Origin of the sequence: Mesorhizobium album (assembly GCF_033977205.1) — a bacterium.
Lineage (GTDB): Bacteria > Pseudomonadota > Alphaproteobacteria > Rhizobiales > Rhizobiaceae > Mesorhizobium > Mesorhizobium album.
The window spans coordinates 62,992-86,756 of record NZ_JAVIIW010000018.1 but is presented as its reverse complement, the minus strand read 5'-3'; the positions used below and the strand labels follow the sequence as shown (position 1 = coordinate 86,756).

At 58.5% G+C, this 23,765-nt stretch carries 14 protein-coding genes and 12 pseudogenes; 12 read left to right on the top strand and 14 right to left on the bottom strand.

The window, feature by feature from the left end; genetic code table 11:
• Positions 1 to 150: 150 nt before the first annotated feature.
• Positions 151 to 349 (bottom strand): annotated as a pseudogene (locus tag RFN28_RS16760) (transposase); the annotation flags it as partial.
• Between the two features lie 293 nt (positions 350 to 642).
• Positions 643 to 1,938 (bottom strand): ATP-grasp domain-containing protein, encoded by a 1,296-nt coding sequence (locus tag RFN28_RS16755; RefSeq protein WP_320288403.1) that lies wholly within the window; start codon positions 1,936 to 1,938, stop codon positions 643 to 645.
• A gap of 793 nt (positions 1,939 to 2,731) precedes the next feature.
• Here RFN28_RS16755 and RFN28_RS16750 point away from each other — a divergent pair.
• Entirely contained in the window at positions 2,732 to 4,009 is a 1,278-nt protein-coding gene (locus RFN28_RS16750; protein WP_320288402.1) for an ATP-grasp domain-containing protein, read from the top strand.
• Positions 4,010 to 4,241: 232 nt separating this feature from the next.
• Positions 4,242 to 4,707: pseudogene (locus tag RFN28_RS16745) on the top strand (transposase); the annotation flags it as partial.
• 286 nt (positions 4,708 to 4,993) lie between these two features.
• Here the strand turns inward: RFN28_RS16745 and RFN28_RS16740 are convergent.
• On the bottom strand, positions 4,994 to 5,836 hold the full coding sequence (locus RFN28_RS16740) for a 2OG-Fe(II)-dependent halogenase WelO5 family protein (RefSeq protein ID WP_320288401.1): 843 nt from the start codon (positions 5,834 to 5,836) through the stop codon (positions 4,994 to 4,996).
• Positions 5,826 to 7,085: a diaminobutyrate--2-oxoglutarate transaminase gene (gene ectB / locus RFN28_RS16735; RefSeq protein WP_320288400.1), complete on the bottom strand. Its 1,260-nt coding sequence runs from the start codon at positions 7,083 to 7,085 to the stop codon at positions 5,826 to 5,828. The genes RFN28_RS16740 and ectB overlap by 11 nt, the downstream gene beginning before the upstream one ends.
• Before the next feature lie 985 nt (positions 7,086 to 8,070).
• Between ectB and RFN28_RS16730 the strand changes: the two are divergent.
• The 4 genes and pseudogenes from RFN28_RS16730 to tnpC form a co-directional block, all read left to right on the top strand.
• Positions 8,071 to 8,401: pseudogene (locus tag RFN28_RS16730) on the top strand (iron-sulfur cluster assembly accessory protein).
• A 14-nt stretch (positions 8,402 to 8,415) separates the two neighbouring features.
• Positions 8,416 to 8,877 carry an iron-sulfur cluster assembly scaffold protein gene (locus RFN28_RS16725; RefSeq protein WP_320288399.1) on the top strand — a complete coding sequence of 154 codons (462 nt, stop codon included), beginning with the start codon at positions 8,416 to 8,418 and terminating at the stop codon, positions 8,875 to 8,877.
• Positions 8,878 to 9,301: 424 nt separating this feature from the next.
• Positions 9,302 to 10,186 carry a glycoside hydrolase family 12 protein gene (locus RFN28_RS16720; protein WP_320288398.1) on the top strand — a complete coding sequence of 295 codons (885 nt, stop codon included), beginning with the start codon at positions 9,302 to 9,304 and terminating at the stop codon, positions 10,184 to 10,186.
• A gap of 72 nt (positions 10,187 to 10,258) precedes the next feature.
• Positions 10,259 to 11,318, top strand: a pseudogene (tnpC, locus tag RFN28_RS16715) (IS66 family transposase); the annotation flags it as partial.
• Positions 11,319 to 11,348: 30 nt separating this feature from the next.
• On the opposite strand, the pseudogene RFN28_RS16710 reads toward tnpC, so the two are convergent.
• Both RFN28_RS16710 and RFN28_RS16705 read right to left on the bottom strand, forming a co-directional pair.
• Positions 11,349 to 13,451: pseudogene (locus RFN28_RS16710) on the bottom strand (recombinase family protein).
• Positions 13,438 to 13,617 (bottom strand): hypothetical protein, encoded by a 180-nt coding sequence (locus tag RFN28_RS16705; RefSeq protein WP_320288397.1) that lies wholly within the window; start codon positions 13,615 to 13,617, stop codon positions 13,438 to 13,440. Before RFN28_RS16705 ends, RFN28_RS16710 begins: the two are co-directional and overlap by 14 nt.
• A gap of 312 nt (positions 13,618 to 13,929) precedes the next feature.
• Here RFN28_RS16705 and RFN28_RS16700 point away from each other — a divergent pair, with 312 nt between their 5' ends.
• The 3 genes and pseudogenes from RFN28_RS16700 to RFN28_RS16690 form a co-directional block, all read left to right on the top strand.
• Positions 13,930 to 14,082 carry a hypothetical protein gene (locus RFN28_RS16700; RefSeq protein ID WP_320288396.1) on the top strand — a complete coding sequence of 51 codons (153 nt, stop codon included), beginning with the start codon at positions 13,930 to 13,932 and terminating at the stop codon, positions 14,080 to 14,082.
• Positions 14,070 to 15,053: an IS110 family RNA-guided transposase gene (locus RFN28_RS16695; RefSeq protein WP_320288395.1), complete on the top strand. Its 984-nt coding sequence runs from the start codon at positions 14,070 to 14,072 to the stop codon at positions 15,051 to 15,053. The genes RFN28_RS16700 and RFN28_RS16695 overlap by 13 nt, the downstream gene beginning before the upstream one ends.
• A 282-nt stretch (positions 15,054 to 15,335) precedes the next feature.
• Positions 15,336 to 15,539: pseudogene (locus tag RFN28_RS16690) on the top strand (integrase); the annotation flags it as partial.
• Positions 15,540 to 15,756: 217 nt separating this feature from the next.
• Here the strand turns inward: RFN28_RS16690 and RFN28_RS16685 are convergent.
• From RFN28_RS16685 to RFN28_RS16675, 3 genes and pseudogenes are all read right to left on the bottom strand, one after another.
• Positions 15,757 to 16,557 (bottom strand): annotated as a pseudogene (locus RFN28_RS16685) (tyrosine-type recombinase/integrase); the annotation flags it as partial.
• Positions 16,554 to 17,477 (bottom strand): tyrosine-type recombinase/integrase, encoded by a 924-nt coding sequence (locus RFN28_RS16680; RefSeq protein WP_320288394.1) that lies wholly within the window; start codon positions 17,475 to 17,477, stop codon positions 16,554 to 16,556. The gene RFN28_RS16680 and the pseudogene RFN28_RS16685, both read right to left, overlap by 4 nt.
• Entirely contained in the window at positions 17,474 to 18,715 is a 1,242-nt protein-coding gene (locus RFN28_RS16675; RefSeq protein ID WP_320288393.1) for a site-specific integrase, read from the bottom strand. Before RFN28_RS16675 ends, RFN28_RS16680 begins: the two co-directional genes overlap by 4 nt.
• Positions 18,716 to 18,839: 124 nt before the next feature.
• On the opposite strand from RFN28_RS16675, the pseudogene RFN28_RS16670 reads away from it, so the two are divergent.
• Both RFN28_RS16670 and RFN28_RS16665 read left to right on the top strand, forming a co-directional pair.
• A pseudogene (locus RFN28_RS16670) lies at positions 18,840 to 18,983 on the top strand (transposase domain-containing protein); the annotation flags it as partial.
• A gap of 14 nt (positions 18,984 to 18,997) precedes the next feature.
• A pseudogene (locus RFN28_RS16665) lies at positions 18,998 to 19,386 on the top strand (RNA polymerase factor sigma-54); the annotation flags it as partial.
• On the opposite strand, the gene RFN28_RS34785 reads toward RFN28_RS16665, so the two are convergent.
• The 4 genes and pseudogenes from RFN28_RS34785 to RFN28_RS16640 all read right to left on the bottom strand — a co-directional run bounded on the left by RFN28_RS34785 (position 19,358) and on the right by RFN28_RS16640 (position 21,732).
• Positions 19,358 to 20,089 carry a hypothetical protein gene (locus RFN28_RS34785; RefSeq protein WP_347349860.1) on the bottom strand — a complete coding sequence of 244 codons (732 nt, stop codon included), beginning with the start codon at positions 20,087 to 20,089 and terminating at the stop codon, positions 19,358 to 19,360. The pseudogene RFN28_RS16665 and the gene RFN28_RS34785 overlap by 29 nt on opposite strands.
• 289 nt (positions 20,090 to 20,378) lie before the next feature.
• Entirely contained in the window at positions 20,379 to 20,663 is a 285-nt protein-coding gene (locus tag RFN28_RS16650) for an amidohydrolase family protein (protein ID WP_320288390.1), read from the bottom strand.
• A 38-nt stretch (positions 20,664 to 20,701) separates the two neighbouring features.
• Positions 20,702 to 20,851: pseudogene (locus RFN28_RS16645) on the bottom strand (HoxN/HupN/NixA family nickel/cobalt transporter); the annotation flags it as partial.
• Between the two features lie 191 nt (positions 20,852 to 21,042).
• A complete protein-coding gene (locus tag RFN28_RS16640; RefSeq protein ID WP_320288429.1) occupies positions 21,043 to 21,732 on the bottom strand; it encodes an OmpW/AlkL family protein in 690 nt (229 codons plus the stop codon).
• A gap of 799 nt (positions 21,733 to 22,531) precedes the next feature.
• Here RFN28_RS16640 and RFN28_RS16635 point away from each other — a divergent pair.
• Positions 22,532 to 22,771, top strand: a pseudogene (locus tag RFN28_RS16635) (IS6 family transposase); the annotation flags it as partial.
• Between the two features lie 357 nt (positions 22,772 to 23,128).
• Here RFN28_RS16635 and RFN28_RS34875 read toward each other — a convergent pair.
• Positions 23,129 to 23,702 (bottom strand): annotated as a pseudogene (locus RFN28_RS34875) (cytochrome-c peroxidase).
• Positions 23,703 to 23,765: the final 63 nt, after the last annotated feature.

Genomic DNA, 23,765 nt, shown 5'->3' with positions numbered 1-23,765 from the left:
TTCATGCGCAATGTCTCCCCGAACGGCCCACCTGCGGTCCGTTGCGCAACAGACGCATCGCATGCTTGCGACGAACTCATGGAGAATGTGCGACTGCGGCGCCGCAATCACGGTGAGAACGCAGCTTACCGTGCTTATCGCCGTACATTGCTGCACAAACCTATTGTAGCATGTCGCATTAAGGACCACAACGCTCCGGAACGTCGGCCCAGGGCGGTCCGGTCCGAAAACGCCACAGAATGCCGTACAGAACCTTGCGGTTATCAACGCGCCGCACACCGCAAAGCTTGTTGGGCAGATGAGGCTCAATCACACTCCATTCAAGATCTCTCAGTTCGTAACGACGCACTCAAGCCTCCAAAAGAAGCGTTGACTCAGAACTCCTCACAAAACGATAGCCCGCCGCGGGTCTGGAAACTAACAGCCCGGTCCATGAGGTTATCGAAGCCCAGCCCGTCACCGTTCGACCTTGCGCGTAGCGCGGATCAGACATTGGTTAGGGTCCACCCCGACAGTCCGCAAAGCATTTGTCGAACGGGGACGAATCCTGCTCGTCGCACTATCGCAACATAGGAAGCCTAGAAACGGTAAGAGCATCTTCGTCGACCGGCGTCTCTCTGGTGCTCTCAACTGTCCCAGTCTTCAGCGACGGTCACGTCTTACTTGGAGGACCGGAGCTCGTGTGGGAACATGAGGGGGCGCAGATTGCTCCTGCTCACCCTTTGGAAATGGTGCGATCGACCAACCGATTAAGTCGACGGCGCGCTGAAGTATCGCTTCGGTCCGAGCACGGCTGGGCGAAGCGGCGATGATATGTGCGATGCGGTCTCGGAGATCGCCTTTCCTGACGATCGGCGTCTTGGGTCCAACATACAATTTGACCTCGGATACACCCGATACAGCAGCCGCCCGACTGTCGCCATCGATCCAATCCAGGACGCCATCGCGATCAGGAACCAAGAACCGCGTGCCCGCAGTGTGTGAGTGCCTCCTGCGCAAATTCCATTCCTCGCCAATGACGAGTTTGATGTGCTCGGTGATGAGATCGATACCGTAAGCCAACTGAACCACTCGAGGACCTGTCCCCCCTGCAAGACGCGGATTGACCTCAATGACGACTGGGCCACGCTCCGTCCACCGGAATTCGATGTTCGATGGCCCCCAGCCAAGACCGAGGGCTCGCAAACAGCTCAAAGAAATATCGGTGATACGCTCATGCTCGGCATCAGCTAGTGGGGCCGGGTACGTGCACCGATGAAAGACGAAATGCGGCGGGGGGCCGAAGTCAGCGGCCTCAATCCCTATGACCTCATTTCCCATTATGTCGGCGCAATAGTAGGGACCTTGTGCGAATTCTTCGACCAAGATCGTCGGCGAAGACCGCCATATGTGCTTCCCGCCCAGCAGATAGTCCGTATGTTCGCCCAACTCTTCGACATCGCGGCACAATCGGACGCCGCTGCTGCCGTTGCCTACGGCTGGCTTAACAATCACTGGCAGGCCAATGTCAGCGGCAGAGCTTTCTACGTCCGTCGCATTCGTTGCCAAACGATAAGCAGGTATCGGAACACCGGCCGTCGCGAGGAGTTGACGTTGAGTGAATTTGTCGCAGCATCGTTCAACCGATGCGGGGTTCGGTCCCGGCAGATCGAAATACCGGCTGAGCTTGCCAGCTGGCGCATAGAACGACTCCTCGGCGCTCGTAATGCCAGCAATGTCAAAGGTCGCACGCAGCCGGGAACATTCGCAGATCAGCGCATCGAGATTGGCTGTATCGACACGTATTGCCTCAATCTTTTCCCTCGCGAGATAGTCGTATTGAGCCGGATCAGCCGACAGGGTGATTGGATGAAGGCCAAGGCGGCGAGACGCTTGAATGTATTGCAGACCAGTACCGTGTGTGTTGCCTTCGACCAGTATGAGCGCTCTTCTTGCCACGGGCTGTTGACCCTCCGTTGCGTACCGTGCGGCGGTATAAGGCAAATCTGCATCCCTTTTACGTACCTGACCTCAGACTTACGGTAGAGGATGCAATTCAATCTACTGGTGAATATACCATCCTCAGGAACTGTATTCGTAAAGCTTCTGTAAAGATTCTGTGAAGTGACCCAACGATTCTGCTTCTTGACGCAGCGCGCTGATTACTCGAGGTTTCGTTTGGCATCAGAGGCAGATCAGTCGGTTACGGTGCGCGGGCGGCACGATTGGCGGGCGGCTGCGCATGCTCCGATGGAAAGCAGCGTATGCCGAACCCGGCGCAGGCGTTGAGCACCGCCGTCGTGTCCCCAGATGTTGTCCTGACATACGGTCCACAAAGCTGCCGACTGTAAGCCGTGCGGCTCTGCGCGCCAGTGTTTGCAGGTCAGCATCGCCCAAGCCGTATCGTATCTTCGGGATGGATAGAGTAAATTTCAGTTAAATGTAACCCTTCCGATATTTCTCACGTATAACTCTGCAAACAAAAGCTTTTTGGCAATTTCATAATTTCCTTAATATACCTCGCATGCCGCCCTTCGAATTCGTCGAGACGGTCCGCGCCAATTCCTTACATCAAAAATGTTGCAACGGACGCTTCAATATCGCAACGGATATATAATATATATTTCACGAAGCTTCGCAATAGAAAATCTCTAACAATGATACCTTCACTGCTGGCTGAAGATGGGCACGACCAGTGGCCGACATCTATTTATGCGTCAGACGATCGCACACACAACGGAGGGTCGCACCATTGGCAAGAAGAGCGCTCATCTTGATTGAAGGCACTAGAAGCAATGGTCTCCTATACGTCCAAGCGGCCCAGCGTCTTGGCCTTCATCCAATCACCCTGTCGGCTGATCCGGCTCAATACGACTATCTCGCGAGGGAAAAGATTGAGGCAATACGTGTCGATACAGCCAATCTCGATGCGCTGATCCGCCAATGTTCCCGGCTGCGTGCGACCTTTGACATTGCTGGCATTACGAGCGCCGAGGAGTCGTTCTATGCGCCAGCTGGCAAGCTCAGCCGGTATTTCGATCTGCCGGGACCGAACCCCGCATCGGTTGAACGATGCTGCGACAAATTCACTCAACGTCAACTCCTCGCGACGGCCGGTGTTCCGATACCTGCGTGTCGCGTGGCCGCGAGTGCAGCAGACTTGGAAAGGGCTGTCGCGGAGATTGGCCTGCCGGTGATTGTTAAGCCGGCCGTAGGTAGCGGCAGCAGCGGTGTCCGATTGTGCCGCGACGTCGACGAGCTGGCCGAACATACGTCGTATCTGTTGGGGGCGAAGCAGGCTTGGCAATCTTCGTTGAGGATACTGGTCGAAGAATTCGCACAAGGGCCATTCTATAGCGCTGACATAATGGGAAATGAGGTGATCGGGTTTGAGGCCGCTAACTTTGATCGACCACCACATTTCGTCTTTCGTGAGTGCGTCTTTCCGGCCGAGTTAACTGACGATGAATATAAACGGATGGCAGATGTTTCGTTGAGCTCCTTGCGCGCTCTCGGCCTTGGCTGGGGACCAGCCAACATTGAACTCCGGTGGACCGAGCGTGGCCCAGTCATCATCGAAGTCAATCCCCGGCTTGCGGGTGGGACCAATCCTCGGCTAGTTAAGTTAGCTTACGGTGTCGATCTTGTCACTGAGCACATCAAGCTTGTCATCGGCGACGAATGGAATGTGCGCAGAAGGCATTCGCACATTGCGGTCTCCCGGAACCTAATTCCTGAGAGCGATGGCACGCTAGATTGGATCGATGGCGACAGTCTCGCGGCGGCTATACCAGGTGTCGCCGAGGTCGAATTTTATGTTGAAGCCAACGCACCGATCGTCAGGAAAGGCGATTACCGAGATATGATAGGACATGTCATCGCCGCTTCGACCAGCTCAGTTCGGAGCAAGGCGATACTTCAGCGCGCCATCAACCTAATCGATTGGTCGATTACACCATTTCCGACCATTGGCGAACAGGAAGAATCTGCGGCCCCCACCTCGCCGCACCGGTCGACGGGGCTTAGGTAAGGAGTTAATCGGTGCAATAGAGGACATAAGCAGGTCGAATGTGGATACCACGGCGGGGACCCGATCGCGCTGACACTTTGGCATAATCCAGCTGCGGCGAGCAGGGCGATCGCGATTTTATGCAGCAAAAGCCTGGCCAGCTGAAGCAGGAGGTGGAAGGCTAGCCTGAATACCAAAGCAAGGCTGCATCGGCTCTGCGAATCTATAAACTTCTTTCGCAACAAAGGGACGCGGCATGCATCTGTTGCGCCATACCGACACGGCCATTGGCCTGTTCGATCGCGTGGCGTCGTGCTTGTCGACCGACGCGATCCGGACCTCACGGTTCACGGCGTACGCACTCTGGTCGGGCGACGCATTGCGGCGATCGCACTCGGTTACGAGGACGTCGACGACCACGACACGCTGCGCCCCGACCCGGTGCTCGTACATCTGCCGGAGAGCCTGACGCCGAAGCGGGAAGACTGTGCGGTGCTTGCCGGCAAGTCGACGTTGATAACCGGTTGGAGCACGGCCGCGTTGGGAGCCGACGCGCTAGCACAAGATCAGCTACGACAAGCAGACGCTGGAATCTCTGTTCGTGGAGCTTCCTGGAACCCCACGACAAGTCGCCTGGCGAAATCGTGCTCGATCTCGACGCCACCCACGATCCGCTACACGGCCTTCAGGAGGGCCGGTTCTTCCACGGCTATTACAATGATTCTCCATTCGGCATGTCGAGGTCAAGCGCTTTCTAGCTTTTCCATGTCTCCGGCGTTGGTATCTTTCGCAGGGGCCCTTGCTTCTCTCCGGGATCGGCGTTTCGCCCTCCCTCCATGGGATCAGGAGAATGAGCGGCCCAATCTACTGCGCGTCCTGACGCGCATTGCGGTCGGCACAAGCAGTCAGTGCGAACTCGCCCCCCCTCTCTCGTCCCTGCGCGAAGGACAGGCCTCCGCCGGTTGGCGGAATCGGTTATCTCCTAGTTTTCACGTGACGTCCACTTCAGGTCCACCAGAGAACAAGATCCGGCCGCGCAAACCCGAAAAAGCTGTTCAGCAGCACGCGACGCTTTCCGCTGCCTGATTGACCGGTTACCCCATGAACGAAACCGCCATCAAGAAGGGCGATATCCCCGGCCTTGAGCTGGATGTCGCGACAAGGCACATCCTTTAGATAGACTGCCGAATAGGGATAGCCCGTGGCCTCCACCCCCTGCGACTTTCGGTCGTCAGCTGTCGGCTTGTGGCTCCAGAGCCGCAGATTGCCACCTTCCTCGGACATGCTGGGGTAGAAGTTGAGCGCGGCGACGGTATTGCGTGCCACCGAAGAAAGCTCGTAATCGCTCCCGGCACGTAGCACTTGAGCGACATCGTCGTGGGGGTCCAAAGAAAATGTGCCGCTACCAGACCAACTGAGACCGCGACAGACGTTAGCACGACCGTGTTCTGAACAGGCCAGCCGCAATTCGATGCCTTGTTTGTGAAGCTCACGCTTCAGCGCTTCGAATAATGCTCGGACCGGGTCAACTAAATTGCCAAAAAGGGCCTCAACGTGTGGCCGTGCATTTTCCGCCTGCCTGAAATAGGATGCCGCATCCTTCCTGTAGTGGGATGCGCCGACATATTGTCCGGGGACGCCATCTTTACGCTCCTTGAGACCGGAACTGGCAAAAAAGTTCGTGGTGATCTCCTCGGCCACTTCGGTGCTGAAAGCTCGCTTGATGTGAAGAGCGGTGATCTCACCTTTCATGACCGAGATGATCTCCGCGGTGCTGATCGAGCCGGTTCGTTCCTTGATAATAAGAGGCGAGATGGCCGGCGTTTGAGGTGCTTGGTTAGTCGCCATTGGTTTTCTCCTGTAGTGCCTGATCGAGGATGGCAAAGCCGTGATCGAGTTCATCATCTGAGATGGTTATCGGTGGAAGGACTTTGATGACGTCGCGATTTGACCCTGAGGATTCGATCAGCAGGCCGTTCTCGAACGCGACATCATGCACACGGCCAACGACAGCCTGTGAACGGCACTTGAGGCCGGCCATCAGACCACGGCCACGCTTTTGCTCGATGCACTTCGGGAATTTCGCAACGAGGCGATCAAGGTATTCCTGCAGCTTGACCGCCGTTCGCTCGACGGCTGTAGTAAACTGCCTATCGGACCACATTGTGCACATGGCCGCAGAAGTCACGAAGGCGAAATTATTGCCTCTGAAGGTCCCGCTATGTTCTCCCGGATTCCATATGTCCATGTCAGGGCGAATCAAAACTATGGACAACGGATTACCTGAACCGCTTAGGGATTTGGAAAGCGTCACAATGTCGGGTTCGATTTTCGCGAACTCGAACGAGAAGAAATCGCCCGTGCGTCCCGAACCTGCCTGAATGTCATCCACGATGAAAACAACATCGTGCTTACGGCAAATGCGCTGAATTTCTGAGAGCCAAGGTGCGGATGCGGTGTTCATGCCGCCTTCTGCCTGGATGGGCTCCAGGATGATTGCAGCCGGCTTTTCTATCCCGCTGCCTGGGTCGCCCAAAACGTGATCAATGTAACTCGCCGAATCGAAAGTTTGGTTCGGATAGTTCTCGTAAGGGACACGGATCACATCGTGGCGAGCAACGCCGCCAAGCTGTCTGGTTGACGCTGAACCCGACACCGCTAAGGAGCCGAGCGACATGCCATGGTACGAATTTGTGAAGGCCATGACACTCGAGCGGCCGGTATATTTTCGCGCTAGCGCCAACGCCGCTTCGTTAGCGTTTGTCCCGGTCGGCCCAGGAAATTGTAGCTTGTACGAAAAGCCCCGGGGCTTCAGGATCGACTCGACAAACACTTCGATGAACTCACGCTTTGCGGCTGTATACATATCAAGCGACAAAACTATATTTTTTTCCACGAGATATTTAATTGCGGGCGCCATAATCTCTGGATTGTTGTGGCCGTAGTTTAGCGCACCGGATCCAACAATGAAATCAATAAAATCTTTGCCGGCTTCGTCCCAGATTGTCGCACCAAGAGACGTAGTGAATACTGTTGGAAACGACCGTCCATAGCGACGAACGTTAGACTCGTGAGCTTCGAAAATGTCAATGTCCATCAAAGGCCCCTATGTATGCGGCTTGCATCAACGCTGCAGGTTCTATGTTCACGCATTCCAAACCGTCAGACAACTAGCTGCGGCCAATCTCGGCTTAAAGCGAACGTATCATTGTCAGCGACTTGCATTCGCAAAGACTCTGTGAATTTGTTTGACGAATCTGTTGCAGCTCTTTTGATATCGATAGCGTGACAGTCAGTACCCGCCTTTGCGGCAAACGCTATCGGCGGCGTTTTTGGCGGGGGCGATCGGCACAATCACACCGTTTTTTCAGCAGACTGCACCACGATGCTTCGGTATTTCTCTACGTCGGCCGTGACGGGATCCTTGCCGACGAGTGGCTGTGACAGATAGTGAGTTCTCTCCTTCGATGTGACGCAAGACCGGTGCTCGCTCGAGTTTCGTTTTGCAACGCGGACGAGCCAGACCGCGATTCGCGACTGAACTGGAACTGACCGCGGCCTCTAATCGTGGCCATGACCGCCGTGGCGGTGATTGCGCTGTTCCTTGGGCGGCGCGTTGGCCCACCTTCCTGGCTTCGCGGCATTTACAATGCCTCAGTCGGTCCTCATGAGGTGACGGCCGGACTGAAGGCCACGGCCGAGCACACTAGTGGTGTTTGGCACCCACGAGCTGACGCAGACGGCGCCTGCTTCGACAAGGCGCGATCGAAGCGGTTATCTACAACCCTGGTGTTCGCCATCGCACCGCGTGGTGACGTACGGCGCGGCTCTTGGAGCGCAGCACGACGAAGAGTTCCCACCCGGTCCACATTCATATGATCGAAAACGCTGCCTCAGGCGACGACACCGGCGATTTGTCCCATACCGCTTTTTGTGCGCCATTTTACTCTGTCCGACATCCGACAATTGTTGGCCGTCAGACAGGGGCGTCAATCCGCTAATCCGTTGTTTTAATCCACTTTTTCTTCTCTGGCACACTCTGTGCCTGTTGCTTGCGACCGCATCAGCAAGAAAATAGTCCCATGACCACACTCACTGAAAACGCCGTCGCCGCCGTCAAGGCCGCGCTTTCCCGCGCCGACGAACCGGCGGAAGGCTTTGCATCATGGTCGAGGCGAGCGGCAGCGCCGCCTCAAATACCTGATCGGTCTGGAAAGCGTCTCGCGCGAGGGGGATGCCGTCATGAAGACGGACGGGATCAAAGGTGTTGGTCGACGCAAGCTCCCAGCCCATCTCGTCGGCATGACCGTTGACTTCGTCACGAACCTGGAGTCCTCCGGCTTTGCCTTCGACAATTCCAATGCGCGGGACAAATGCGCCTGCGGCAAGTCCTTCGGCCAGCCGCCATCATGACAAGGATCTGCGCCATGCGGCATGACACCGACAACGTCTACCGCTTCAGCGACAAGGTCTATTCCATCAACCCGCATATTGTCAGTGCTTTGGAAACCCCAAATACGGCCGGCGAGGTCGACGCCGTCGCCTGCGGCGATGGGGTTAAATTGACGATGCGTTTCGATCGCAAGGCGCAGACGATCACCGCCGCAACATTCCAGACCTTCGGCCGCGGCTGGGCCATAACCGCATCCTCGGCATTTATCGAATTCATCGTCGGCAAGACCATCGATGAAGCCCTTCAGATCACCGATCAGGAGATGGCGAATTTTCCCGCCGCCCTGCCGCCGCACACGACATACTCATCGCTCGACCGCCTCATCCTAGAGCGCGGCTTGCGGCTGATGAGCGAGTTCTTCCATGCTGTGAGGCAGACTTTCGAGGAGACACCAGGATTCTCACGCCTCGTGCTCGTCAAGGCGTCGTCGCCATGAGCGACTTGATAGCGGCGTTTCTCGTGGTGATAGGCTTCGAGGAACCAGAGACCCTTCCCCGCAGCCTCCACCCGCTGAAACCCGATTCCGCGTGGAGTTCGGGCGGGGTGGGTTTTCGGCATCGGGTCACGACAGTGGAACGAGCTGCAAAACGCCGCGCTCGGCCATCATCTCCTCGAGATCGCGCCGGCTGAGCTTGGCGGCCAGGTTCCAGCGCATGCCGCGGATTAGCTGAACGGATCCCGCCAAGCTGACCGCAAAGCGCCGATCGCGGCGGGAAAGCTGTTGAACGACCGCGTCGTGCCGTTCTTCTGATGAGCATAGCATCACTACCGAGCCGAATGCTGACCGGCGGACGGGTTCGGTAGAAGACTCGTCAGCTTCTCGAAAGTTAAGCTCCCTAGCATTCGAACTTGGTCTCCAGATGCGGATGCCTCAACTGGTGACGGACCCAGGTACTCGCCAGACGGATCGGTACGAGATCGTTGCTCCGCAACAGAAGGAGAGCTTCGTGGATTCCACTCGGATAAACGGCACCGGATCGCTGCCCTCCCCGCCGGGGTACGTCGGCAGAGACGATGATGATCTATTTAGGCAAACTTTGAACCAAGCCAGGTTATCGACTGTCGCACTTGTCTCGGCAAACGCTCCGATCTGGAGGTCGAGCGCTCCATACGAAGACTTTTCACATGGCGGCTATTCCTGGAACAATGATATCTGGGGGGGAAGGGGCGCTGGGCCTCAGACAATTTCGGTGTATGCAGACAACCGGTGGAGCGTGTGGTCGAACCAGCCTAATACCGGAGGTATCAAGAGCTATCCCCACCAGGCTTTCAATGTCGGGAAACCGCTCAGTTCAATTAAAACTTTGACTGGGAGCTTCAATCAGGATGTTCCTTCTGGCGGCGCCTGGGACACCGCCTACGACATCTGGGACAGCTCACATCAAAATGAGATAATGCTCTGGACAAACCACACCGGAAATCCAGACGGCAGCGGCAATGTCAAGCCTATCTCAAGTCAATATGACACTTCCGGTGCGGCGATTCCGGTCTACCGCAATGTCAATGTAGGCGGGGCGAATTGGAACGTGTTTGTAGGCTCCAATGGCCAAAGGGTAATCTCGCTGGTGCGCACTTCGAAGACCGACAGCGGGACGGTGGACATCAAGGGTGTCCTGGATTGGCTCAAGTCTAAGGGTTACTTTGGCGACATAAATGTCGGCAGCGTTCAATACGGTGTCGAGATTACCGGGTCTGCCGGGGGAGCGAACTTCAACTTCAAGAACTGCTCCGTGACTTCGACGTGATACATATACGGGCCGCGGATCGCCTGAAAGGGATGTCGGCCAAGTATGTCGGCCGTTCCATCGCCTGTACGCCGCGGCGCTCTGCCAGCCCATCTGCCCCGCGTCGAAATGCGTCGACATTGAGGACCACGCCTGCCCGTGTTGCCGCGACGGCCTGCACCGGATCGGCGAAGACGTCAGCGAGCGCCTCGACATCGTGCCGGCGCAGCTGCGGGTCATCGTGGTGCGCCGCCCGAAATACGCCTGCCGCGCTTGCGAGGATGTTGTCGTGCAGGCTCCCGCGCCGGCCCGGCTGATCGAAGGCGGCCTGCCGACCGAGGCGACGGTTGCCCAGATTCTGGTTTCCAAATACGCCGATCACCTGCCGCTCTACCGTCAGGCGCAAATCTATGCGCGACAGGGCATCAACCTCGATCGCTCGACACTCGCCGACTGGGTCGGCCGCGCCGGTCTGGCACCTGCGTCCGGTGCAGGAGAGATTGCTTGGCAAGCTGAAGACCTCGCCGAAACTGTTTGCCGATGAGACGACGGCGCCCGTGCTCGATCCTGGCCGCGGCAAAACGAAGACCGGCCAGCTCTGGGCCTATGCCCGAGATGATCGGCCATGGGACGGAGCCGATCCGCCCGGCGTCGCCTATGTCTACGCGCCCGACCGCAAGGCGGAGCGTCCGATCGCAAGGCGGAGCGTCCGATCGCACATCTCGCAGGCTTCACCGGCATCCTGCAGGTTGATGGCTATGGCGGCTATCGCGTGCTCGCCGACAAGAGCAGGGTAACGCTCGCATTCTGCTGGGCGCATGTGCGCCGGCGCTTCTATGAACTGGCCGCCGCAGGGCCCACGCCGATCGCCAGCGAGGCGCTCAAACGGATCGCCGAGCTCTACAAGATCGAGGACGGCATCCGCGGCCGACCAGCCGACGAACGTCGTGCCGTGCGCCAGGAAAAGACCGTTGCGATCATCGCCGATCTTGAACCTTGGCTGCGCGAAAAACTCGGCCTGATCAGCCAGAAGACCAAGCTCGCCGAGGCAATCCGATACGCGCTCTCACGCTGGGAAGGCCTTACCCGCTTCCTGAATGACGGCCGCATTGAGATCGACAGCAACGCGGTCGAACGCTCCATCCGTCCGATCACGAAGCATGTTTCATTGTGCACTCCATATTCAAGTATCTGTAAACATTGGAAGGGTATCCGCGTCAGCAGCGCGACACGGGCGACCTTTTCGGGCCACCGCAGATTTGACGGCTTCGGTGGTCAGGTCATCCGCGCGGATTTGATACGGCGCACCCCGAACAACCTGCTCGGCGGGAAGCAAGCCGGTTTTGACGAGGCGGCGTATCGCGTGGTTTGTAACGCCTAACGCTGCTGCAGCCTCGGTCATGGTCAGCCATTCGCCGCCTTTCTCTGCCGATCTGTAGGCGTGGATTGCGCGCACGCGCCGAATTAGATGAGACGCGGTGCGCCGTCCAGGTTTTGCCTTGGCCTGTGGGCAAGCCCATCCGATTGAGCGACGCGGCGATATGCTCGTCAGACCAGCGGCCGGCCATACTGCGCATCACTGCCAGAGCATCCTCGGCTGTCGCGCACCCGTGCTCGCCGGCTCGCGGCTTGCGGCTTGCGGCTTGCGGCTTGCGGCTTGCGAACACGCAATTCCGAATGCTGCCCGCCGCGCCAATGGATGGTGAGCACGACGTCACGCGCTACATCGTCGACGTCGACGACGATATCGGCGATCAACGTCCGTAGCAGTTGCTGACGGGGCGCGCATCGTCACATCAGGAGCGTTCCAGGCCGCCGACAGGTTTTCCGCCATATTGGCGAAGGCACTTGGATCGACCTCAATGGTGGATGGGTTTTCTGCAGGCTGGCGCGCCTCCAGATCCCGCACACGGCGTAATGCGATTTCCCAGTTTTTCTCCAGCTTCGCAGCGATCAGACGATTGTCGGGATCACAGGCTGCATAGCGGCGCTCGGCAAGACTGGCCTCGTAGCGGGCCTGTTGAAGTTCCAGATCAAGGATCTGGTGTTGATCATTTTGTCGTTCTCGGTGCATCCGCTCCGCCTCGAACGCGGCTTCGATCGCCAAGGGTTCTACTGCGCGCAATAGTTCACGCGCAACAGCCGCATCAACCCGCGGACCGCCGAAGGTCATACACCTGGGCAAGCCCATCATCAGGTTCGGCTTGTCACAGCGATACACCGGTCGGCTTTGCGGGTTTCCAGTATAGGTGACCGTCAGCCGCCGTCCGCACCGGCGGCACGTCATGATGCCCGAGAGCAGCGCTCGGCCTCCTCGGCCGGATTTTGCACCGTCGGCGCGACCATAGTTGTTGAGCGCCAACTGCTTCTGGTTTCGCTCGTGCTCCTCCCAGCTGATGTACCCTTCGTGGTGATCCTTGATGAACACCTCCCAGGTCCCGACCGGCTTTCCGTGGCCGTAACTGCGCCGCGCTCGCCCCTCGACGATAGAGGTCCGCTTCTCGCTTTTCCCGTAAACGTAAACACCTGCGTAGAAGGGGTTTTTGAGCACCGCTATCACGTTGCGATAGCGGATCGGCAGCCAGGTGAAGCTGGTCATACGCCCCTCATCCGAAGGTCGAGGGAAGTGGATCTGATCAGCCGTCATCGACAACAGCACCTGGCGCGCGCTGCCAAGTTCCCTGAAGCGGGCGAAGATGAGCCGGACTACCTCCTGTAAGCGCAAATCAGGATCAAGCCCCAGGCCTGCGTCGCGATGCCAGATATAGCCGAACGGGACTGACAAGCGTAGCTCGCCCCGGCGCGCCTTCGATCTGGCGGCGTCGAGCATCCGCGTCCTGAGTACGCCGAGTTCGAATTCGCTGATACTGCCTTTCATACCCAGGAGCAGGCGGTCGTTGGGCTGGCACGGATTGTAAACGCCATCGTGGTCGATGACGCGGGCTTCGACGAGCCCGCATAACTCCAGAAGATGGTGCCAATCACGGCCATTTCGCGCGAGCCTCGAGGCATCGAGGCACAAAACGGCACCTACCTTACCCGCGCACAGCCATGCTACCAGGCGATCGAAACCGGGCCGGGCCACCGTTCCGCTCGCAGATCGTCCGAGATCATCGTCTATGACCTCGATGTCGGCGAAGCCGCGCTGACGTGCAATGTCGACGAGATCGTATTGCCGCCGCTGGCTTTCCAGGTTGGTCATGACCTGGGACTGTGTCGATTGATGCACATAGACGACGGCCTTGCGCTTCAGGAGCTGCGCCGGGATCAGTTCAGCGCCGGTCATCGCCGAGCTCCTCGACGAGGAGACCGGTGGCCTGCATCAGGATTTGGGCAAGCGTGATTACCGCCTTCGTTCGTTCCGCCTCGCTCATCCCGTCCACCCTGCGGGGCTCGAATATCAGGCTCATCTGTCTGCCCGAGGTCAGCGCGGGCACGTCGTGCTTTTCCATCGACTTTCTCCCAAGCGATTCCATCATCGCGTTGGGAGTTTGGAGAAGCCGTGACCGGGGTGACCAGCCTCTTCAAATCTGACAGCGCCCCGATATCAACCTGCGGCCGGCCAAGGCTCATCTCGGCGCAGACGACGGGATCCACCATCCAGCCCGGCATCGAAACGACAATGCCAGAGGGGCCTTCCACTTTGAGGAACTGGCCGGTCGCCCGCTGCTCTACACGTCGCACACTGACTTTTCGGCCGAAATAGGGATGCCAGGGATAGTGAACCTCTCGCTCTTCCCCGACATGGGCAGAATGAACGGGCGATGGCGCTCAATCGCAAGAATGCGCTCTTCGCCGGCTCCGATGGCGGCGCCGAGCACTGGGCTGTCGTCGCCTCACTGATCGAAACCTGCTTATGCCGCACGCGGCATAAGCAGGTGATACGTCAAAGAGCGTTTTCCAATTGCATGGCGTGAACGCAGTCGAGCAACCAGTCCTTCGCAAGAAGCTTTCGCGTAGGGAGATGGTGAAATTCTTCGAGAAAGCGGCACCGACTACTATCGCACTCGAAGCCTGCGGAGGCTCTCATCATTGGGCGAGGTTATTAGGTTCCTTGGGGCACGAAGTGAAGTTGATCGCGCCTCAGCTGGCGAAACCTTATGTCAAGCGCGGCAAGAACGACGCGGCGGACGCGCAGGCTTTGTGTGAGGCGATGAGCCGACCCACCATGCGGTTCGTGCCGGTGAAGACCGCGGACCAGCAGGCCGCGTTAATGCTGGTCGGTTTGCGAGAGAGACTCATTCGCAATCGAACGCAGCTCGCCAATGCCATACGCGGGTTTGCCATGGAGTTCGGCATCGTGGCCGCCACCGGCATGTGCCGCATAGAACCGTTGCTGGAGCGGATCGCGGCTGATCAATCCCTGCCTGAATTGGCCCGCGAGCTTTTTGCCATGCATTGCGTTGAGTATCGAGACTTGCTTGCCGAAACGAAAGCCGTCGAGGAAAAACTGACCGCGTTGCATCGCTCCGATGAATGCAGCAGGCGCCTGGCCGAAATTCCGGGTGTTGGGCCGGTCGGTGCATCGCTTTTGATGATGAAGACCCCAGATCCCCGAACGTTCAAGTCGGGTCGCGATTTTGCCGCTTGGATAGGACTCACGCCCAAAGACCATTCGACCGCAGGCAAGGTCAGATTGGGGGTGATTACACGTGCTGGCGACGAAATGCTGAGAAGCATATTGGTGGTTGGTGCGACTGCTCTTCTTCAGCACGTCAGAGCAGGTCGAAGCAGGCATGCTTCCCGATGGCTCACCGAACTACTGCAAAGGAAGAAACCGAAGCTGGTTGCGGTGGCGCTCGCCAACAAGATTGCCCGTGTCGCCTGGAAGCTCATGGTGAGCGGCGAGGCGTATCGGCGGACAGAGGAGCAAACGCAAGCAACATAGGAATTGGCCATCACGGTGAGCAGAATAGAATGCTACCGTGTTGAGCTGATGCTGTGAACTTGCAAGAGAAAAGCAGATGTTGCGATCGATCGATCCAAGACGCGTGATACTCCGTCAGTTCCATTGGCCTTTCAAGGTCGTTGCCGTGTTAGGAACATGCGTTGCGGAAACCATCTTGGCCAGTGGTCATGTGCGACCACACACAAAGGCCGCACATATGGAAGCAAGCGATCCGATCAACAATATCTGTAAAAAACACTTGCAAGGGGGAGCCGTCCACATATGGAACTGCTGCAGGCGGGCGTCGATTGCTCGGTCATCGCTCTGTGGCTGGGTCATGAGACGACCGAAACGACGCTAACCTACCTTCACGCGCATCTTGAACTGAAGGAATCCGCACTCGCCAAGCTGAAGCCGTACGACCGCGCGAAGGCCGAGCGCTTTCGACCAAACGACCGGCTTCTGGAATTCCTGAACGCCCTTTGAGGGTGAGAACTATGCCGAGTGTAAACGACTGGTCCCTGTCGAATTTGCGGTGGAAGCGGTGCATACGGCCATCACCGAACAGGGCGCTCGGCATAGTTCGGCATTCGGCATAAAATGCCAATTCTGATAATCTTTTCCACGGACGGTCTCCCTCGATTGAGCTTTCAACGAACTCATTCTGGCACATTGCGATGCCGTTGGGAGCCGTCCACCCCAACATGGCAGCGCTGTGCCGCAAGACATGGGGAGATACCCGCTTTGAGCGCAGAGAGACGCAGTGCTCGCGCGCCTTGACGACATATTTGCTCAGCAGCGCCTGCACGCTGTCGGCGCTAAGCCTGCCGCCGTGCATGTTCGGAAAAAGAGCCGTTGCGCCTCGCTTCCTAGGCTCCTTGAGCCAGAACCGGAGGGCTTGCTGTGCGACCTTGGTGAGCGGCGTACTTCGCTCCTTCCGGCCCTTGCCAACGCATCTCACATGGGCACCGCGGTCGAGTGTCACAGAGTCCCGATCGAGATCGACGACCTCCGAGACCCGCAACCCCGTTTGCACAGCCAGCAACAGCAGAGTGTGATCGCGCCGTCCCAGCCATGTGCTACGATCCGGGCAGGCCAGGATCGCTTCAATCTCGGGTCTGGTAAGAAATTGCAGCTGTCGCTTGTCATATCGCTTGCTGGGGATCGCGAGCACGCGTTGAATGTGGGCACTATGCGCCGGCTCCTCGAACGACGCGTATCTGAAGAAAGACCGAATGGCGGTGAGACGGAGATTCCGCGTCCTTACAGAGGCGGATCGCTTCTTCTCAAGGTCCTCCAGGAATGCGCCGATAAAAGGAGCGTCCAAATCCCGCAGCATCAATTGCGTTGGAGACCTGTCAAGGCGCGTCTGCGCGAACGCAAACAGGAGTCGGAAGGTGTCGCGATAGGAAGCGATGGTGTTGGAGCTTACGCCTCGATGCCGCATGAGCCTATCGGTGAACCACCGCTCGATCAGCACGGCCAGATCGTTCGGGGCCCTCATGAGCAAGCCTCCCACCGCTTATCCAGTCGTCGCGCAGCATGGACCATCAGCTCTGGCGCAGCGGACAGGTACCAGTAGGTGTCGCGAACACAGGCGTGGCCGAGAAAGGTGGAGAGGACCGGCAGCTCGCGCTCGACATCTTCGCCCGCACGGTACCAGTTGATCAGGGTCTGGACGGCGAAACGATGGCGCAAATCGTGAACCCGTGGACCGTTGCGCTGCCCCTTTTGCCGCAGGCCGATCTGTCGCGACAGTTGCCAGAACACGCGGTGCACGTATTGGTGCAGCAATCTGCCGCCCTGCTCAGCGACAAAGAAACAGGGGCTGCGCGGCGCGCCGAGATGCGCGTCGCGTCGCCTGGCATAGTCCGACAGCACGGCGACCGTCGTGGCATGGAGCGGGACCAGCCGCGACTTGCCGAACTTCGACTCCCGAACGGTGAGGACGCCTTGGTCGAGATCGACGTCATCCCGGCGCAAACTGAGCGCTTCGGAATGGCGTAGTCCGGCTACCGCTATCAATCCGAACAGGCAATGATACGTCCAGCGACGCAGGGCGTTGGCTGGCGGCAGCGACAATGCCGCCGCCAAAAGCGCCGTGATCTCTGTATCGGTATAGATGTAGGGCTTTGCCCGCCGCGCTGGCGGCACAGCATCTTGAGGTGGCACTTCCGTCAGGGTGTCGAAATGAGTGAGGTGTTGAGCGAAGCAGCGCACATCGGTCAGGCGGATGGACCAGCTCGGTTGCCGGCCGATCAATGTCACCCACTCCATCGCCAGCGCAGTGGTGATTGTCTCGGCACCGCGAGCCTCCATGAAGGTGACGAAATCCGATAACCGCTGGGCGGGGCCATGGTACTTGTATCCCAGCCCCTGGCGCATGCCCACATAGCGCTCAAGCGCGGTGCGAAGCCGGCTCATTGGACACCTCCCGGCCAGGGCAGGCTCAGTTCGCGCAGCTTCTCGATATCGAGCTTGGCATAGATCCTTGTGCTGTCGGTGTTCTGGTGGCGAAGCAACTGGCCGATCTCGGCAAAGCTGGCGCCCGACCGCAGCAAGTCAGTTGCAAGGCTGTGGCGGAAGAGGTGGGCGCCGTGGTGCGCATAACCATGAATGCCCGCCCGCTCGAGTGCCTCTTTCGCTATCATCGTGATGGCGCAGCCGGAGGAAAAGCCGACATGTGGCGCAAGGATCCGCAGAAACAGCCGACGACACGCTGAAGCCGGTCGCCCGTGCCGGATGTAAGCGACGATAGCTGCGCCGACATCATGGCGAAGCGGCACCGTCGCTTGCCTTCGTCCCTTGCCATGGACAAGGATACTGCCCAACTGCCAGTCGATATCGTCAAGACTGAGCGCCGCAACCTCGCTGGCGCGCAAGCCAAGCTTGGCCAGCACCATCAGAACCGCATGATCCCGAAGCCCCATTGCCGTGGTCCGGTCGCAGGCATCCAGAACCTTCTGAACCTTCTGTGGCGGCAAGAAAGTTGGCAGGCCAGCAAGCCGCCAGCGGCGTATTGATGGCACGCAATCGACCAGCGCTGCCGAAATGAAACCCTTCAGATGCAAGTAGCGCAGGAAGGCGCGCACCACCCCGCACATCGCCTTGCCGCTGTCGGCGGAGCCGTCGAGAGCATGTCGCTCGACATAACCGATGACGATCTCCGGGGTGAGCGCCGCGAACCCAACTGCGCCAGCCGGACAGACCTCCTGCAGAAATCGATGTGACAGCAGCTTATGGCTTTCCACCGTCGAGGCGGCGAGTCCCCTCTCATTCGTGAGATAATCCGCGAAAACATCAACTATCTGCTGATGCTCCGTGCGCTCAATCGGGAGGGCAGCTGGGATCAAGCCTTCCCGTCGCAATGCAGAAAGCAAGCGCCGGAGCGCCGATCGATCGCCCGAGTCGCGAGTCCAGTGTTTGGAGCGGTGTTCAAGAAACCGCTCAACATGATCTTCGCTTAAATCCTGGGGAGCGTGCCCGCTGCCAACGTGCCAATCCATCAGGTCGCGAAACAGGCTTAGCGATCGCCAGGTGCACTGCCGAGCATAGCCTTCGCGCGTCAATCTGGCTGCGTAAACGCGTGAAAACTCGCCATAGGGGCCGTGGATCAGCTTCCGATACAGCGTACTGCGTTGCAGATAATCACTTGCATTCATGTGTCCTCTCCTTCGCGCCAATCGCGACGGAGAGACCCTAATCTATGCCGTTCCAGCTACGGCTAAACCATGAAAAACGCTGGCGGAAACGCGCCAGCTCGGCATAGTTCGGCGTTCGGCATAAACCTGCAAGCTCAACGGCGTCGAGCCGCTCGGCTATCTCGCCGACGTCCTCACCAAGATCGTCAACGGACACCCCAACAGGCAAATCGACGAGTTGCTGCCCTGGGCCTACATCACCGCGCACGAACTCAAGGCCGTGGCCTGAGAACACCGCTTACGAATTGGCTGATCCGTAGCCTCGATCAGCGCGCCATCACGATCCTCAAGTAGCGGCTGAAATGGTCCGTCAGCAAGACGCGTTCCTGGGACACGGCGTTGCCCGCCTGCAGCCACTCAATCTCAGAGCCGTCGCCGAGGCGATCAACATGCATGCGTCGACCGTAAGCCGGGTGACGTCGAACAAGTATATGCTCACGCCACGTGGTATATTCGAACTGAAGTATTTCTTCACCGCCGCGATGGCTTCCTACCAAGGCGGCACGGCGCACTCCGCTGAAGCCATTCGCCGCCAGATCAAGGCAAGGCTATCGACGGAATCGCCGCATGAGGTACTCTCCGACGACGGCATTGCCTTTAGGCTCAAGGAAATCGGCATCGGTATTTCTCAAGATCTCCATTCCGGGGATCGTGAATACTTTCATCGGTCTCGTCAAGGACACGACGCTTGTCATGTTCATCGGGCTTCTCGATCCAATCGCCCTTGCCGCAGCCATCCGCGCCAACACGGAGTGGCAAGAGATCTATTGGGAACTCTTCATCTTCATCGCAGCTCAGGTCGGCGAAGACGCCGACCTGAGCGATCCGACCTTGCCGGTCATGCGCAGCAACTCGGCCGCATAGCACGTCGTGGACCTGATCACCTCGATCGGCGGCAGCACCTCGGCGCGTATGGTGAATTCGTCGGACTGGTACTTGTGCATTTCGCCCAGGAGATCGGTGCCGAACGCCATCGTCACCCCGGCCTTCTGGAGAATTTCGAGCGAGCCCCGGCTGCGCAGCCGGACGTCGTCGATCTTCGCGACGGACACGTCCGGCAGGCCCAGCGCCTTGGCATCCTTGTGCAGGGCTTCGTAGGCCACCAGTGTGGGGCAGGCGATAGCGCCGCGTTCCTTCATGAGGCGCCAAGTTGGTATGTTCAACCGAGCGCACACCGCACCGCACGGCACGCGAGATCGCCTCGTCGGTATAGAGATGCGCGGAGACATAGGTCTGAGCGTTCGCCGCCTCTTCGACGATGGCCTCCAGCTCTGATATCGAGAACTGCTGGAAGTTGATGGGATCCGTCGGCGACGACACGCCGCCATTAGCCATCGCCTTGATGAACCGAGCCCCTGGCGGATTTCGTCGCGGGCAGCCTGACGAACGGCGTCGACGCCGTCGCAGACCCGCCCCATCGCGCCGAGACGGTAGGTCTGGGACTCGGCGCTACGGTTGTCGACGAAGCCGCGATAGTCGCTGTGACCGCCGGTTTGGGAGAGCGCCTTGCCGCAGAAGACGAGACGCGGTCCCTCGATCTGGCCGGCTTCCTCAGCCTGGGCCAGCGGCCGCGTCGCCCCGCCGACGTCGCGCACCGTCGTGAAGCCGCGCATCAGCATCTGCTTCATGATGCGCGCCGCGCCGAAGGCGACCCCGTCACGACCGGAAGCATCGCCGTGCGGCCAGCGTCGACGGTGATCGCCGTCACATGTACGTGGCAGTCGATAAGCCCTGGCATCAGGGTGCGGCCCTTCAGGTCGATGGTGCGCGCCGCCTCTGAGGAGATCGGCTTCTCGGAGATCTCCGCGATCACGCCATCCGCGATGCGCAGCCACGATTCCGACGCCCCGGCGAAGCCCTTCCCGTCAAGCATCCTGGCATTGGCCAGGATCAAATCATCCGCGGGCATCTTTCCCCATTCTTTGCGCTGGCCGGGTGTGAAGGAGATATGCGTGTGGCTGAGATCGTTAAGTTGTACCAAAGCGTCCGGATTGGATTGACGAGGGCCCAGCCGTAGGCTCGCGTCATTGGCATGCTATCGGTCGTGTCCATCAGTGACATACCGGCCGTAAATAGAGCTGGGAAAACCAGGATCGATGGTCTGCGTCAAATGCATGTCGAAGGCCGAGTATGTAGGCCGGGCCTAGCACCTACGAATGAGGTGCTCGCCCATATTGCACGGCGTAAGATTGAGGAACAGCCTGGACGGGATCCGGTCTGCCCTCAAGTCTTTCATTGGGCGTTTTCGCCGCTTCTAAAATCGATGCCGAGGTTCAATCGCCGACCTGTTAGAAGCGGTAAGTGACGCCTGCACCAATCAACCAGGGGTCTAGCTTGGCCTTGCCCTTCAGATCGGCGCCGGCCACTTTGACGGTAAAATCTGGTTCCAGGAACAGCTTCTTGACATCGACGTTGACCCCCCAGTGTCGATCCACCATGTAGTCGAAGCCGACCTGCAGCGCGGCACCAAACGTGTTCTTCACGTGGAGAGCATCGGCGCTGCCGACACTCTGATTATAGAAGACGGTGTAGTTCAGGCCGGCGCCGACATAGGGTCGGAAGGCCCCGAAGTGGGTGATATGATACTGCAGCGTGAGCGTGGGTGGCAGTATCCATACCTTGCCGACATTCCCCAGCGCGCCGATTGCTCCGGTGCCATCGACGTTGGCGTAGGTAGTGGCGAGTATGAGTTCGGCAGCGATGTTTTCGGTGAAGAAATAGGAGATGTCGAATTCCGGCGTCACGGTGTCTGAATAGGAGAGATTGGAACCGGCGATCCCGCCTACGTAACCTGAATCGTTGGTTTTCACTCCCAACGCGCGCACGCGAATCTGCCACGGGCTCGACGCCTCCACTGTCCCCTGGTCCTGTGCGATGTAACGTTGCGCAGGGTCTGCCGCCAAAGCCTGCGGACCCACCCCCATAAGGACGATGAGCGCTATCGCACCCTGCGCCGCAACCATCCGCACTTTTGTCATCATGTTCTCTCCTGGTATCCGATAACCGTAGACTCTATCGTTTGCGCGCGGGACGATTTCTCATCACTCGCTGGTACAGACGCTCTGCGAAGAGCATTGCATTTGTCGTGCCAACCAGAAGAACATTGGGAAACGGCAACATTCGCCTCCGACACACTCTTGTCTCGGAGCTGATACTGTCGTGTTTCGAGCTGATATTGTCGTGTTTTGCACAAACGGATTAACGACCGAAAGCAGCCGAGAGCTATCCCTGACCCATTGGCAGAATGAACGAGACAATACCTGATGAGGTGGTCGCGACGCTGGTCACGCGTGGCGGGCTCTTCCATCCACAACTTCAATGTCTCATACGAGAGTGTTTGACCTGCCAATCAGGCTTGAGGTCATCGCAATCTCTATCGTTAGCGCGCCAGCACTGTCGGCCGAGTTTGGTCATGTCGATCGTGTGATCTTTCTCCCAGCCGGTCACGCCAAGTTGGAAACTCTGTTCGGACTCGATCGGGAAGATTAAGGCCGCACGTCGAATTCAATGTGGTGGCTTTCTCCGGAGATTGCCCGCACAGCGAACTCTCCGGCACTGCCTGGCGCTGGATTTCTCACATGGCATGGAGCCGCGCGAGCCTGAACCTCACACCCGCGATGGAAACCCGGAGAACAGACCGCAATCACGGACGCCCTAGCTGTTTGATCTCTGGCTTTAATGGTGCGATCTTTTCCGCTGAATGGAAGGGATCTGTCGCAAACTCTTCGGTAATGGCAACGAGGGCATGAAGGCTCCTCAGTTTCCGAGGAGCTTGTCATGTTCAAGGGCCGTCATTTCGACCATTCGGTGATTCTGTTGTGCGTGCGCTGGCACCTCGCCTACAGTCTCAGCCTGCGCGATCTGGAAGAGATGATGGCCGAATGCGGCGTGAGTGTCGATCACTCCACAGTGCATCGCTGGGTCGTCCGCTTCTCGCCGCAACTGCTGGAGCGCTTCAACCGGCGCAGGCGAAGTGTCACCGGCAAGTGGCACCTGGACGAGACCTATATCAAGGTCACAACCTCAGCTTTCCCGGCCCGGGCCGAATGGACAACCTCCTGAAAGCTCACATCTAGCCACCAGACCACAACAGCACGGTTTGCATCGGCGCGGACCTTTGTCGATCGCGCAATCACTGGGCGGGCCTCGGTGATCTCGGCCACTGACTCGGGTGTGAGTCGAATGCCGAGCTGTGCCCTGTCCATCACCGTGACCGCTTGCCCAAGGTCCCACACCCGACCGCTGTGAAAATAAGGAGCCGTAAGAGAGACGTTCCTCAAGCTTGGGACCTTGAAGACATATTCATCGTCCGGACTCTGGGTAACCTCGGCCCGCCCCCTGTCCGCCGGCGGCAGCAATTGCTGACCGGGCCGCTCAACCACGCCAAACTGAGCATACATGCCACCGCCGACTGTCGTGGCGATGCTTGGGGGCAAGTTCGGATATGTGACCTGCGGCTGGTCTCCGGTGAGCGCTTTCAGGAACGCAGCGGCCTTCCTTCTGTTCTACGGTGAGCACGTTTTCGTCGCCTTCGAGATAACGGTCGAACGGGGCGTTGGGCGTGATCAGCGCAGCCTCGAATACGGCAATGGCTTGCTCGATGTTGTCGTAAGTGACAGGATCGCTATCGGCTGGAAAGGCGTTGTCAAATGCGTCGACGTAGCCTGGGATGCCTTTGAGTTGCACCAAGCTTCATCGGGGGTGATGCCCATCTCGACCGGGTTGGCGATGGGACCACCGGCTTGCTCCTTCAAGTCAGCAGCGCGTCCGTCCCGGAACAGAGCGGCATTGAATACGGAGTTGAGCACGGTTGGTGCGTTCCGTCCCCGTGCTGCCAATCCTGGCCCAAGGAGGTGGAACGGCCATCGGCGCCGGCACGCCCGATGTGATGGCAGGTGTTGCAGCTGATATTGTGTGCTTTGGAGAGCCGGGTCTCGAAATAGAGCATCTTGCCCAGTTCGACTTTTTCCGTGGTTGTCGGATTGTGCTCCAAGGCTGGGGGATACCTTGG